This window comes from Agrobacterium sp. ST15.13.015 (assembly GCF_027871645.1).
In the GTDB taxonomy this organism is placed as follows: Bacteria; Pseudomonadota; Alphaproteobacteria; order Rhizobiales; family Rhizobiaceae; genus Agrobacterium; species Agrobacterium leguminum.
In genome coordinates, this window is sequence record NZ_JAQAHF010000003.1 from 133063 (window position 1) to 147749 (window position 14687).

Consider the following 14687-nt stretch of genomic DNA (forward strand, 5'->3'; position numbering starts at 1 on the left):
AGTGCCGATGAAACTTACACTCAAGGTCGTCAATGCGGCGGGTAATGTTCTGGCGGAGGCCGGAGCGGAGGACGAAGCTTTGCTCGTCTATCGCGCAGAATATTGCGAGGGTGACAGGCTTGTCGTCGAGGTTTCACAGCCCGGTCATATCTGGCTTGCGCTCGATGCTGGCATGCCGCCGACGCTGGTTTTCCTGCACGGAAACCAATTCATCCTGCCCGTTCCTTCTGCGGCAAAACGCAAATCCTATCCGCCGCAGGCTTTCAGCGGTAACCTTCACCGGATCGCCGCGCGCCGCACACTCGCCGGTGAAATCGGGGTTCGCAGGAATCTGGCCCTCAACCCGTTTGACGATCATGAAAACACCTCGCTGTTTCCGCACGTTTATGCGAGCACGGAAACGCGCGGGGAGGCGGCCTTCGCAGCCCGCAACGTCATCGATGGTGAAAAGGCGAGCGCGGGCCACGGCTTCTGGCCCTACACAAGCTGGGGCATCAACCGCGATCCCGAAGCTTCGCTGACCCTCGTATTCGGCCGCGCAGTCCTCATCGACCAGCTGACTTTTTACCTGCGGGCGGATTTTCCCCATGATGCCTGGTGGGAAAAAGCGAGCGTCACTTTTTCCGACGGCGAAAGCGTGAGCTTTTCCCTGCAAAAAACCGGGGCTGCCCAGAGTTTCCCGGTCGCGCCGCGCCAGGTGGAATGGATCCGTCTGCATGATCTTAAAAAAGCCGACGACCCTTCGCCCTTTCCCGCGCTGACGCAAATCGAGGTCTGGGGAGCGGACCTGCGGGAAGCACCGTAGCGCCTGATCGCGGCTTACTGAGCGCAAAGCGACGACCCGGTTTTACTGAAAACCCTTTAGCTGTGCGCGATGCCGCGCATGTCGCGCATCATGTCGCGGTAGCGGTGCTGGCTACCGCGCAGATGCGCCTGCATCGCCAGCTTCGCGGCCTGTTCGTTCCGGTCCGATATGGCGATGACGATGGCTTCATGTTCCTTGTGGATCAATCGCCGGTAAGCTGTCTGGTCGTTCTCGCCGGTTTCGGAAACCACGCGCGATTGTGGAATCACGGCCTGACCGTGCAGCTCAAGGAACTGTGTGAAAAGCGGATTGTTGGTGGCCGCCGCAATGGCAAGATGCAGCGCCAGATCCGCCTCGCGAATGGAGCGGTTCTCCTCGATACACTGCAGAAGCCGGGCGTGACAGTCGAAAATCGCTTCCTCCTGCGAAGGCGAACGGCGGAGGGCGGCGAGCCCTGCCGCTTCGATTTCGAGCGGCGTCCTGATTTCCAGCACCTCCAGATCGGAAGAGAGCCGGGCGCGGTCGATACCGGGTGTGGGTGACGCGTCTTTTTCACGCTTCAGCACGAAAATGCCCGCCCCCTGACGTACCTCCACCAGCCCGTCGCAGCGTAGCGCCGTCACCGCCTCGCGCACCACGGTGCGGCTGACGCCATGGGTTTCCGTCATCTCGATTTCGCTGGGCAGGCGGTCGCCGGGTCCATATTGCCCGGAGGCAATCGCGTTTCTCAGGCTGAGGCTAACTCTGCTGACCAGAGAACCGGAGGATTTGCTGCGCTGTTTTTGCTGTTCAGGCACGTCGGTCACCATGCATTGAAATCGAGGCAGGCGTAGAGCCTGTCAAATATGTATGATGAATTTCAGTAAAACTCAATGATCATACCAATTTTACCCGCCTTCATGCCGACGACGCGCGGTATGGTATTAAAAATCGTCCCGGAGACACTAGGCCGGGCCGGCAAACCGCTCCGTGGAAACCGCATGTAGCGCCCTGCCGGTCCTGAAAAAGCTTTCGATATTGCCGATCGTGGTGTCCGCAATGTTTCTAAGGGCCTCCTGCGTGAAGAAGCCCTGATGGCCGGTGACCAGAACATTCGGGAAGGTCAGCAGCCGCGCGAAAACATCGTCGCGCAGCACGTCGTTGGAAAGATCCTCGAAAAAGAGATCGGCCTCTTCTTCATAGACATCGATGCCGAGACTGCCGATTGTGCCGTCTTTCAGACCCGCAATTGCCGCCTGCGTGTCGATGATGGCGCCGCGGCTGGTATTGACGAGCATCACGCCCTTTTTCAAAAGCGGCAGCGTCTCCCGGCGAATGAGGTGACGGGTCTCCGGTGTGAGCGGGCACATCAGCGCCAGAATGTCCGATGTTCGAAACAGTTCCTCGCGCATGACGTCGACCATGCCCAGTGCCTCGCAATCCGGATTTGGGCGGACGTTATGGCCAACGAGACGGCAGCCGAAGCCGGCCGCAATGCGCGCGAAAATCGCTCCGATCTTACCCGTGCCGACAATGCCGACCGTCTTGCCGTGAAGATCAAAGCCGAGAAGACCGTCGAGGGCGAAGTTTCCTTCGCGGACACGGTTATAGGCACGATGAATCTTACGGTTGAGCGACAGGATGAGCGCCATGGTGTGTTCGGCGACCGCATAGGGCGAATAGGCCGGCACGCGCCCAACCGTCAGGCCGAGCTTTTCGGCGGCGGCGAGATCGACCTGATTGAAACCGGCGCAGCGCAGGGCGATGAGCCGGATACCCATTTCCGCCAGCTTTTCGAGTACTGGCCGCGACAGGTCGTCATTAACGAAGGCGCAGATCGCCGCCGCTCCCTCCGCCAGCGCCACTGTCTCGAGAGACAGGCGTGCTTCGCAATATTGCATCCGCATGCCAGCGTGGGCGGCAGCGTCAAGGAACTGCCTGTCATAGGGTTTGGCGCTGTAGACCACGATCCGCATCTGTTTCTCCAGTCTCCAAACAAAAGCTGCCGTTACAGGGCGGTGCGTCCGGCAGGTGGCTTAGCTGCGAAGGCCCGGCGCTTCCTGTCCCGTGCTTTCGACATATTCGGTATAGCCGCCGCCATATTGGTGGATGCCATCGGGCGTCAGTTCCAGCACCCGGTTGGAAAGCGCGGCGAGGAAATGGCGGTCGTGCGAAACGAACAGCATCGTGCCCTCATAATCCGACAGGGCCTTGATCAGCATTTCCTTGGTGTCGAGATCGAGATGGTTGGTCGGCTCGTCCAGCACGAGGAAGTTCGGCGGATCGAACAGCATGGCGGCCATGACGAGACGGGCCTTTTCGCCGCCGGAAAGAACACGGCAGCGTTTTTCCACGTCGTCGCCGGAAAAGCCGAAACAGCCGGCAAGGGCGCGCAACGGCGCCTGCCCCGCCTTCGGAAAACGCTCCTCCAGCCATTCGAGAATGGTGCTGTCGCCATCCAGAACATCCATGGCGTGCTGGGCGAAATAGCCGAGCTTGACGCTGGCGCCGAGTGTGACATTGCCGGAATCCGGTTCCGTCGTGCCGGTCACCAGCTTCAGCAGCGTCGATTTTCCAGCGCCGTTGACGCCCATGATGCACCAGCGTTCCTTGCGCCGCACCATGAAATCGAGCTCGCCATAGATCGTGCGGCTGCCATAGGCCTTGTTTACCTTCTTCAGCGCCACGACATCCTCGCCTGACCGGGGCGCCGGCGCGAATTCGAAAGCCACCGTCTGACGCCGTTTTGGCGGCTCGACGCGGTCGATCTTCTCGAGTTTCTTCACGCGGCTCTGAACCTGCGAGGCGTGCGAAGCGCGGGCCTTGAAGCGTTCGATGAACTTGATTTCCTTGGCAAGCATGGCCTGCTGGCGTTCGAACTGCGCCTGCTGCTGCTTTTCGTTCTGCGCGCGCTGCTGTTCGTAAAAACCGTAATCGCCGGAATAGGTGGTGAGATTGCCGGCATCGATTTCGATGATCTTGGTGACGATGCGGTTCATGAATTCGCGGTCATGCGACGTCATCAGCAAAGCGCCGTCGTAGTTTTTCAGGAAATCCTCGAGCCAGATCAGGCTTTCGAGATCGAGATGGTTCGACGGTTCGTCGAGGAGCATCACGTCCGGGCGCATCAACAGGATACGCGCAAGCGCCACGCGCATCTTCCAGCCGCCGGAAAGCTTGGAAACATCGCCGTCCATCATCTCCTGGCTGAAGCTCAACCCGTCCAGCACTTCGCGCGCACGGCCTTCCAGCGCGTAGCCGTCCAGTTCCTCATAACGCGCCTGCACTTCGCCGTAACGTTCGATGATGGCGTCCATCTCGTCCATCCGGTCGGGATCGGACATGGCGGCTTCCAGTTCCCGAAGCTCCGCCGCCACTTCGCTGACCGGGCCTGCCCCTTCCATGACTTCCGCGACGGCCGAGCGGCCGGACATTTCACCGACATCCTGATCGAAATAACCGACCGTCATGCCCTTTTCGACGACGACCTGGCCCTCGTCGGGCTGCTCTTCGCCGGTGATCATCCGGAACAGCGTGGTCTTGCCGGCGCCATTCGGACCGACAAGGCCGATCTTCTCACCGCGATTGAGCGCGGCGGAGGCCTCGATATAGAGAATGCGGTGACTGTTCGACTTGCTGATGTTTTCGATGCGGATCATGACAGGGCCTGTGAATGGGAGCGGCCCTCCTATGCCACGGGCCGCCGCCGCTGTCACCTGCCGTGCATGTCTTGTCAGCCATGCAGCCGACAAGACGCTCCAGAAACAGATCAGTTGGTGAGCGTGGCTATGCTGCCGGCAGCCTTGCGGGCGATTTCGCCAAAGGCAGTGACGATCTGCTCCATGTTTTCCGGCGCGTAATAATTGTCGAGGCTGGATGCGCAATATTGCAACAGCGACTTGCCCTTGTCCGGCGCCATGAAGGCGACGCTGAAAATCTTGATCCCGTCTTTCTTGGCGGTCTCGCAGGTGGTGCGCACGGACTGGTCGATGCTGGAATTCCACGAGGCGCTGTTGCCCGTCATTTCACCGTCGGTCATGAGAACAATGTAGCGCTCGAACGATTCACTGCCTTTGTCCTTGTGTGCTTTCGCTTCGTCGGTGTTGGATTTTTTAAGGGCGTTATAGGCGGCGTTCAGGCTGCTGCGGGCATCCGTGCCGCCGGAGGGAAATTCCGGGATCTGTTTGTTGACATAGCTGGCGACACTGCCCGTACCCCAGCTGATGGGCTGAGCAGCATATGTCTCGTGCGTATAGACCGAGGCACCGGTACGGACGAGTTCTGAACCGCCGTTGGCCGTGTAGGTCGGATCAGCCTTGTTCAATGTTGCGACAAGGAACCCGACGGCGGTTTTGAGCGACGTGGCCTTGTTGACATAGCAGGGACTGGATGTGGCCTTCGCTTCGCTGGTACCCCAATTGTCAGCCGTATAAACCGGGCACGATTTTTTCGCGGTATTGATGGTATCCGTCTTGAATGACATCGAACCGGAACGATCAAGCGCCAGATACATGGAGATCGGTGCGCCCTTGTTGACGGTGCTCTTCGCGGTGCCGGTTACCGAAAGATCGAGTGTTTTTGCGCCAATGAACCCGAGCAGCGGATTGAGCTGTATGCGGTGGTTGATCGTAGTTTCAACAGTATAGGTCTTGCCGCGGGCATTTTCCGTCTTCGTGATATTGGTCGGAGAATTCTGCTCCAGTTCCTTTTTCTCTTCCTCGGTCAGGTTCTTTTCCATCTGGGCCGCGATGAAGTTCTTGGCGATTGCCTTGATCTGCTCGTCCGTCAGGTCGCCCATTTTCAAACGGGCCTCGGTCGCTGCTGCAAGGGCTGCAGAATCCGCGGTATTCTGCATATCCGCTTTCACCTGCATCACATTGGCCAACTCCATGCCGGCGCCGGCAAAACCCAGCAACACCGGCAGCAGAATGGCCGTCATCATGCCGAAATTCCCGCTGGTATCGGCAAGAAAACGGCGCTTCGGTTTTTGATGTGCAGAGGCGGTCATGAGGGGCTCACGGATTAGAATATTCGACTGAGCACAGAGAAGCCGCAAACGATGTAAAATCCGCTAACGTGATCGGTTCAATTTTACGCAGCGATCAAATTGGAGCAGTTTTCGAAGTATTTTCAAGAATTGTTGGCGCGATGGCCGCAATAATACACATCGTGTCATTATTGGACGGGGATGACGTCGACGGCCTGTTTTATCTGCTGGTTGCCATAGCTCTTCAAGACACCGATCACGGGGGCGACATCGGAATAGTCCCGGCCGTAACCGACGACGATATGGTCGCTTCCGGCGACGATATCATTGGTGGGATCGAGTTCCAGATAACCGGCTGCTTCTCCGCACCAGACGCGAACCCAGGCATGCATTGCGTCGGCGCCTTCAAGCCGTTCCTTGCCCGGTGGCGGAATGGTGCGCAGGAAACCGCTGACATAACCGGCGGGAATGCCGAGGCTGCGCAGCGCCATGATCATGATGTGCGAAAAATCCTGGCACACGCCGCGCTTCAGCTTGAAGGCTTCCGATGGCGTCGTATCGACGGTCGTCGCCTCACCATCATAGGTAAAGTCCTTATGGATGCGTTTGCACAGAGAGCGCGCGATTTCGCGAATGGTCATTCCCGGTTTCAACAATTCCCGGGCATAGGCGGATATTGCCGCATCCATTCCGATCCTTGGGCTTGCGCCGATGAAGTGGTGCGGCGACTGGAAATCGAGCGACCAGACATCGGCCAGGTCCTGCGGCAGGCGGGAAAGCTCGGGCGAAAAATCCGCCGTCAGCGCCGGCGCCTCCACCATCACGCGGGCCTGCATACGGATATCCAGCTTTTCATGCGGAGCGCGCAGATGCACTGACGTGGCCGATTGATGAAAGAAGTCCTCGAAGGTGGCACGTTCTTCCGGCACCGGCGAAACATCGATGGAGCCGGCGACAAGCCGCTGCCGGCCGGGGATGGAGAGCGGCAGGACACGGATGATGTGGCGCGCGCCGTGGGCCAGCGTGTCGTAGGTGTAACCCATATGCAGGGAAAGATCGTAAAGCATAGGATTATCCGAGATAGGTCCGGGCCAGAACATCGGAGAGATGTTCCATGTCGGTTTCGAGCTGGCGATAGATCGCGCCGTTCATGTTTTCCGGCGTCATCACCGCAAGTCCGGAATGCAGACGCATCGCCTCGCGGTAGAAGGGCGACATCTGGCCGTTGACGAAGGCATTCGGCAGTTGCTCCACCTCGGTGCGGATCTCGTTCAGCTGGAACAGGATCGAGCGGGGATTGAGCGGGTCGAGCGCCAGAAGATCGGTCACGGTCAGGCCGGCCGTATTGACGTTGTAGCGGCGGCGATGGGTCATGACACTGTCGCCTATTTCGAGCAGCATGTCATAGGAGCCGTCAGGTGCGTCCGGGCCGGTCATATGGCCGAGAAGACGCGTCATATGCAGGCCGCGCTCCAGGTAGCGGCCGATCGACAGGAAACGCCAGCCGGTGAAGCGATACATGTTTTCGTGCACGAGACCGGCAAAGCCCGCAAGCTTGCGCAGCAGGATCGTCATGGCATGGGTAGCGTCGTCGCCGGGGGCCACTTTCGCGTGGAAACGGCGGGCGGTCTTGGCAAGGTCGTTCAGCGCCAGCCACCCGTCAGGCGAAAAGCGGTCGCGGATATTGCTGGCGGAATAAAGCGCGCTGTTGATGTTGTTCAGCAGGCTTTCCGGCACGGCATCGTTCATCTCCACATCGAGCGCTTCGAGATAGCGTGTCACATGCGCGAGCAGAGGCTGGCGCGGATCAGCGGATTCGGCATAACGCCCGTGCCAGGCGCGCAGGATGCGCAGGGCGCCTTCCGAACGCTCGATATAACGGCCGAGCCAGAAGAGATTGTCGGCTGCGCGGCTCGGCAGGCTGCCCGGCATATTGCGGGTAAAGCTTTCTTCCGCCGGCAGTAGCGTGGTGCGTTCCACCGGCTTGTCGCTGACGATCCATACATCCGCAGCGCTTCCGCCCGATTGCATGGCGATGGCGGAGACATCGTTGCTGCTGCCGATACGGGCAAAGCCGCCGGGCATGATCTGCCAGCCATCCTGGGTGCGCGCGGCAAAAACGCGAAGGCTCATCGGGCGCGGCACGAGCTTGTTGTCGATATAGGCCGGGGTTGTCGAAAGCGTCACCACTTCCTGTCCCACCAGCCTGTGGCCGTCGGAGGCAAGCCAGTCGCTGATCGATTCCTTCGCCGTTTCGCGCAGCGACGAGCCGAGCACGGATTGACCGTTATCGTCGAAGAAGGGAAGCCGGGAATAAGCCGGGCCGATGACCATGCCTTCGATATTGCCGGCGACATGGCGGCGTTCCGATTCCTGCCCGCACCACCAGGTGGCAATCGATGGCAGTTTCAGCTCCTCGCCCAGAATGTGGCGGCAGATGCGCGGCATGAAGGCGAGCAGCGCCCGCGTCTCGAGAATGCCGCTGCCGAGCGCATTGACGACGGTGAGCGCCTCATTGCGCAGCGCCTGCACCATGCCCGGCGTGCCGATATGGGATTGCTGGTTCAGTTCCAGCGGATCGGAATAGGAGGCGTCGAGACGCCGCCAGAGAACGCCAACCGGTTTCAGCCCCGCTACGGTTCTGACCATGACGCGGCCGTTGACGACAGTGAGGTCTTCGCCTTCCAGCAGCATGAAGCCGAGATAACGTGCGATATAGGCGTGTTCGAAATAGGTTTCGTTGGCGGGGCCGGGCGTCAACACGGCGATCCGGTCGTCGGGGTGCTTCCTTTGCGCCTGCAGCGTGTCGCGGAAAGCGCCGAAGAACGAGGCCAGACGGTGCACATGGGTTTCGGCATAGATGTCCGAAAGTGCACGGGTGGTGGCCACCCGGTTTTCGAGCGCGAAACCCGCACCGGAAGGCGCCTGCGTCCTGTCGGCCAGCACCCACCAGTTGCCGTCAGGTCCGCGCCCGATCTCGAAGGAACAGAAATGCAGATAATGGCCGCTTGCCGGTTTTACGCCGACCATGGGCCGCAGATATTCTGGATTGGAGGCGATCAGGGCCGGCGGCACGAAACCTTCCTTGACCAGCCGGTTTTCGCCGTAAAAATCGGCCACCATGGCTTCCAGAAGATTGGCGCGCTGTTTCAGCCCCTCGGAAAGAACCGCCCACTCCCTGTCGTCGATCAGGACCGGAATATGGGAGATCGGCCAGTTTCTTTCGCTGCTGCCCTTGCCGTAATCGCGATAGAACACGCCGGCATCGCGCAGATAGCGGTCGGTGCGGGCAAAGCGCTCGTGCAATTCCCGTTCCGACATGCGCGACAGGGCGTCGAGCAGGGTCTTCCAGACCGGCCTGACCTTGCCGTTGGTATCGAGCATTTCGTCGGCAACACCCGGCAAGGGGGAATATTCAAGCCCGCGCGGTTGCGCGCTCGTTTCCGTCTTGCGTTCCGTTGCCGGGGCTTTGGACAATTTACACTCCGTAAGGCCGACGCAGATCGAGCGTCAGCGGAAATTCTGGCGACATGGTTTCCGCCTGTAGCGGATATTGCCCTGCCGTATGTCCCCATGGTTCGAAACGGGCGAGGCGGCGTGCCTCGGCCTCATTGCCGTTGACGGGAAAGGTCTCGTAATTGCGCCCGCCCGGATGAGCAACATGGTAGATGCATCCGCCGATCGATCGCCTCGACCATGTATCATAAATGTCAAAGGTCAAGGGTGAATTGACGGGCAGAACGGGATGCAGGCCGGAAGCGGGCTGCCATGCCTTGAAGCGAACGCCGGCGACTGCGACGCTGCGGTTTTCGGTCGGGGTCAGCGGAACGGCGCGGCCGTTGCATGCCACCGCGTAACGGGCGGGGTTGGAGGTTTCCAGCCGCACCTGCAGGCGCTCGACGGAGCTGTCGACATAACGCACGGTTCCGCCGATGGCGCCCTGTTCGCCCATCACATGCCAGGGCTCCAGCGCCTGGCGCAATTCCAGCTTCGCGCCCTCATATTCCACTTCCCCGAAGAAGGGGAAACGGAATTCCTGCTGGGCGGTGAACCATTCGGGCTTAAGGTCGAAACCGTTTTCCCTGAGATCGGCAAGCACGTCGAGGAAATCCGCCCAGATATAATGCGGCAGCATGAAGCGGTCGGCGAGCGCCGTACCCCAGCGCACGAATTTGCCGGCGGCCGGGTTATTCCAGAAGCGGGCGATGAGGGCGCGCACCAGCAATTGCTGGGCGAGCGACATCCGCGCATTGGGCGGCATTTCGAAACCGCGGAATTCCACAAGGCCGAGGCGGCCGGTCGGCCCGTCAGGCGAAAACAGCTTGTCGATGCAGATTTCGGCGCGATGGGTATTACCTGTCACATCCGTCAGAAGATTGCGGAACAGGCGGTCGACCAGCCATGGCAGCGGCGGTACGCCTTCTCCGGGGGCAGGCACCTGCGCAAGCGCGATCTCCAGCTCGTAGAGACTGTCGTGGCGGGCTTCGTCGATACGCGGCGCCTGGCTCGTCGGGCCGATGAAAAGGCCTGAGAAAAGGTAGGAGAGCGAGGGATGCCGCTGCCAGTGCAGAACGAGGCTTTTGAGAAGATCGGGCCGGCGTAGGAAGGGGCTGTCATTGGGGTTGGCGCCGCCCACGACCACATGGTTTCCGCCGCCGGTGCCGGTGTGGCGGCCGTCGATCATGAACTTGTCGGCGCCGAGACGCGACTGACGCGCTTCCTCATAAACAGCCGTGGTGATGTCGACGCAATCCTTCCAGCCCGCGGCGGGATGGATGTTGACCTCGATGACGCCGGGATCGGGTGCAACGCGGATGACATTGACGCGCTCGTCATGCGGCGGCGCATAGCCCTCGATATGGACGGGCAAGCCAAGATCGGCGGCTGCCGCTTCCGCTGCTGCTATCAGTTCGAGATAGTCCTCGATGCGCTCGACAGGCGGCATGAAGACGCAGAGCCTTCCGTCACGCGGTTCCACCGACATGGCGGTGCGCACCGCGCCGCCGATTTCGTCGAGCGTCTGTTCGATGCGCTCCTGCCCCGGGGCTTCGCTGGCATGGAAGGAGGCTTCGGGCATGGCGCGGCCCGATGGCGTCAGCACATCGGGAAGCGGACCGCGGGGGATCGAAGGATCGGCTTCATGAATATAGGGATAGGCGGAGGGCGGCACATAGGGCAGAGTGCCGAGCGGCAGGCGGTAACCCACCGGGCTGTCACCCGGAACCAGGAATATTTTACCGCGCCGCGTCTTCCATTTTTCGCTGATCCAGCGTTTGCCGGCGGCGCGCGCATTCCACGCCTGAACGGGAAGAATATAACCGGTCGGTGTCGTCAGTCCCCGTTCGAAGACGCGGGCCATGCGGTTTCGCTCCTCCGGGTCTTTCAGCTTGGAATTGGACGGGTCGACATTGTCGGGAAGGCTGCCTTCCTTGATGATCCATTCGGCCGGATCCTCATAGGCCGGCAGCACCAGTTCCGGCTCGATGCCGAGATGGGAGGCTATACCGCCCAGCAGTTTTTGCGCATCTTCCGCCTTGACGTCTGTATTTGCGCCCTCCTCGGCGATCAGCGCCGGGTTCTGCCAGATCGGCAGGCCGTCCTTGCGCCAATAGAGCGAGAAGGTCCAGCGCGGCAGGCTTTCGCCCGGATACCATTTTCCCTGCCCGTAATGTAGAAAGCCGCCCGGTGCGAAACGTTCACGCAGGCGGCGGATCAGGGCATCGGCCTTTTCACGCTTTGTCGGTCCGACCGCGCCGGTGTTCCATTCGTCGGATTCGAAATCGTCGATGGAAACGAAGGTCGGTTCGCCGCCCATGGTCAACCGGACATCATGGCTGTTCAGAACGTCATCGACCTCCCGACCGAGCGCGTTGAGTTCCTCCCAGCTTTCATCCGAAAAAGGTTTGGTGATGCGCGGCGTTTCGGCAACCCGCCGGACCTGCATGTCGAAGGCGAATTCCGTATTGGCATGGCCGTAATAACCGCCGGAAATCGGCGCCGCATTGCGGTAATGAGGCGTTGCTGCCAGCGGAATATGGCTCTCGCCCGTCAGAAGTCCCGAGGTGGGGTCAAGGCCGATCCAGCCCGCGCCGGGCATATAGACTTCGGCCCAGGCATGCAGATCGGTAAAATCCACTTCGGTGCCGGATGGGCCATCCAGCGCTTTGAGATCGGGGGTGAGCTGAATGAGATATCCCGACACGAAACGGGCGGCGAGGCCAAGATGCCGCAGAACCTGCACGAGCAGCCAGCTGGTATCGCGGCAGGACCCCTTGCCGGAAGCAAGCGTTTCCTCCGGCGTCTGGACGCCCGGTTCCATGCGGATGACGTAACCGATCTCCTGTTGCAGGCGGGCATTGAGGCCAACGACCATATCCACCGTCTGCTGCCCCGGCGTGCGGTCGACAGTGGCCATAAAGGCGGCAAGCAGCGGGCCTGTCGGCTCCGGCTTCATGTAGATGGAGAGATCGTCGCGCAATTCCTGCGGATAGTCGAAGGGCCACTTTGTCGCCTCTTCCTCCACAAAGAAATCGAACGGATTGTAAACCGTCATATCGGCGACAAGATCGACCTCGATCTTAAATTCCGTCGCCGGTTCGGGAAAAACGAAGCGGGCGAGGTAATTGCCGTAGGGATCCTGCTGAAGGTTCACGAAGTGATTGGAGGGCGAAACCTTGAGCGAATGGCTGATAACACGGGTTCTGGAGTGCGAGGCGGGCTTTAATCTTATGATCTGTGGTCCAAGGCGAACCGGATTGTCGTATTTATAATGCGTCAGATGATAGATGCTCGCTTTGATCGCCATTAATCTGCCTTGCCCGGTTTTCCGGCTTATGCGGTTTGTCCGCCCCTCTGAAATTATTCGGATTTTGTGCAATGCAGGAAAAGAAAGCAAGGATCATTTCCGGGGGCAGCCGCATTGTTGGTCGAGGTCGCGATATTTGCCCGCGGTAAGAATTGTCCGGGCTTTTCAATCATCGCCGCTGAGATTTCGCCGGGATTGTGGACAAGGTCGAACGGCGTGTTATTGCTTGGCAACGAAAGGCGCAGAATCGCGACCCGCTTTCTTTGCCGACTGACGTTTCGGAATGGAATGAATGGCAACAACGGTGACCGACGATCAGCGCAAAAGCGCGGCTAATCTTTCGGGTTTCGATCTCGATTTCCCGGCGCAGCTGCGCATGATGGGGCGCGCCTTCTGGACCTCGCCGGTGCGCACCCGGCTGATCTTGCTGTCGATAGCGCTGCTCACGGTGATATTGCTCACCGCCTATGGGCAGATCAGGCTCAATGAATGGAACGCGCCATTTTACAACGCGCTGGAGCGGCGCGATCTTGCCGCCTTCATTCACCAGCTGGAGGTCTTCGCCATCATCGCGGGGCTGTTGCTTCTCCTCAACGTCATCCAGACCTGGCTGAACCAGATGACGGCGCTGAACATGCGCGAGGGCCTTGCCAAGGATATGGTGGATCAATGGCTGAAACCGGGACGGGCCGCGCGTCTTGCCGGTTTCGGCACGATTGCGATCAACCCCGACCAGCGCCTGCATGACGATGTCCGCAATCTGGCTGAAAGCAGCACGGCGCTTTCCATCGGTCTCGTCAATGCGACGATCCTGCTCGTCAGCTTTATCGGCGTCCTCTGGTCTCTTTCGGCCGGCTTCGCCATCACCATCAACGGCGATACCTATGCGATCCCCGGCTATATGGTCTGGGCGGCGATCCTTTACGCCGGTTCCGCTTCCCTGCTCAGCAACCTCGTCGGTTATCGGCTGGTGGGACTGAATGCCGAGCGTTATTCCAAAGAGGCGGAGCTTCGCTTCTCACTGATGCGGGCCAGCGAAAATCTTGCCGCCATTGCCCTTGCACGTGGCGAAAAGAACGAAAGGCGGCGGATAGGCATCGATATTGATGCGGTGCTCGGCGTCATTCGCGGGCTCGCCATGGCGCTAACGCATCTGACATGGGTTTCGGCAGGATATGGCTGGCTGGCGGTGGTGGCGCCGATCCTGATCGCGGCTCCGGTTTATTTCTCCGGCAACCTCACCTTCGGCGGGCTGATGATGGCCGTCGGTGCGTTCAACCAGGTCAACACGGCACTGCGCTGGTATATCGACAATTTCGGGCCGATCGCCAGCTGGAAGGCGACATTGCAACGCGTTTCGGTGTTCCGTAACGCGCTTATCCAGATGGACAGCGTCGAACAGCACGGCCTGGCGATCGATCTGCAACGCAGCGCGGAGAATGAAAAAATCCGTCTCCAGTCGGTGGTGATCTGCCGCGATGCGGGTGGGCAGGATCTGGATCGCGGCTTCCAGCTGCGCGAGAGCGAAGTCGAGATCGGGCCGGGCGAACGGCTGATGATCAATGGCGAGCAGGGCGTGAACCGAAGGCTGCTGTTTGCGGCCATGGCGGGCCTGTGGCCCTGGGGACAGGGCAGAATAGAGATGCCCGAGCAGTCCGACACGCTTTTCATCGCTCAGCACGGCTATCTGCCGGCGGGATCGCTGCGTGAAATTCTCGCCTATCCGCGCGCGCCCCAGCGTTTCGCCGATGCGGATTATGTCTCGGCGCTCACAGCCTGCGGGCTTGGCGAGATGGCATCGCGTCTCGAGGAAAACATTCGCTGGGATAAAAAACTGGATTCGGATGAGCAGGCCAGCATTCGGGTTGCCAATGCCCTGCTGCTGAAGCCGAAATTCGTCGTTATCGACGATTTGCTCGAAGGGCTGGAAAAACAGACGCAGGATACGCTGGCGGAAGTTCTGAACGGGATCGAGGGTGCGGCGATCGTCTATATCGGCCGGTCGGAAACATTCCTGTCGGTGCTCGCCCCGGCTGTGGCGCATCTCGACCACACCGCGCAGAAGGAAAATATCTCCAGGCCCGGGAGTGCTCCGCAATAGGGCATTGGAT

9 protein-coding genes are annotated in these 14687 nt (G+C 60.1%); 2 read left to right on the forward strand and 7 right to left on the reverse strand.

Annotation, left to right across the window (positions count from 1 at the left end; translation table 11 throughout):
• The first annotated feature begins 7 nt into the window (after positions 1–7).
• Complete coding sequence (locus PIB16_RS05870; RefSeq protein WP_271045176.1) at positions 8–805, forward strand: carbohydrate-binding protein; 798 nt, start codon at positions 8–10, stop codon at positions 803–805.
• A gap of 56 nt (positions 806–861) precedes the next feature.
• Here PIB16_RS05870 and PIB16_RS05875 read toward each other — a convergent pair whose 3' ends face one another.
• From PIB16_RS05875 to PIB16_RS05905, 7 genes are all read right to left on the reverse strand, one after another.
• Positions 862–1614, reverse strand: a complete 753-nt coding sequence (locus PIB16_RS05875; RefSeq protein ID WP_080819594.1) for a FadR/GntR family transcriptional regulator — start codon at positions 1612–1614, stop codon at positions 862–864.
• Between the two features lie 135 nt (positions 1615–1749).
• Positions 1750–2760 (reverse strand): 2-hydroxyacid dehydrogenase, encoded by a 1011-nt coding sequence (locus PIB16_RS05880; protein ID WP_271045177.1) that lies wholly within the window; start codon positions 2758–2760, stop codon positions 1750–1752.
• Positions 2761–2820: 60 nt separating this feature from the next.
• The gene (locus PIB16_RS05885) at positions 2821–4443 is read right to left on the reverse strand and encodes an ABC-F family ATP-binding cassette domain-containing protein (protein WP_065656597.1); all 1623 of its coding nucleotides are present in this window, start codon (positions 4441–4443) and stop codon (positions 2821–2823) included.
• A 110-nt stretch (positions 4444–4553) separates the two neighbouring features.
• Positions 4554–5792: a vWA domain-containing protein gene (locus PIB16_RS05890; protein ID WP_065656596.1), complete on the reverse strand. Its 1239-nt coding sequence runs from the start codon at positions 5790–5792 to the stop codon at positions 4554–4556.
• 167 nt (positions 5793–5959) lie between these two features.
• Complete coding sequence (locus tag PIB16_RS05895) at positions 5960–6838, reverse strand: transglutaminase family protein (RefSeq protein ID WP_065656595.1); 879 nt, start codon at positions 6836–6838, stop codon at positions 5960–5962.
• 4 nt (positions 6839–6842) lie between these two features.
• Entirely contained in the window at positions 6843–9248 is a 2406-nt protein-coding gene (locus PIB16_RS05900) for a circularly permuted type 2 ATP-grasp protein (protein WP_078052125.1), read from the reverse strand.
• A gap of 1 nt (position 9249) precedes the next feature.
• Entirely contained in the window at positions 9250–12576 is a 3327-nt protein-coding gene (locus PIB16_RS05905; RefSeq protein WP_271045178.1) for a transglutaminase family protein, read from the reverse strand.
• Positions 12577–12868: 292 nt separating this feature from the next.
• Between PIB16_RS05905 and PIB16_RS05910 the strand changes: the two genes are divergently transcribed.
• Entirely contained in the window at positions 12869–14677 is a 1809-nt protein-coding gene (locus PIB16_RS05910; RefSeq protein WP_174040096.1) for an ABC transporter ATP-binding protein/permease, read from the forward strand.
• Positions 14678–14687 lie beyond the last annotated feature (10 nt).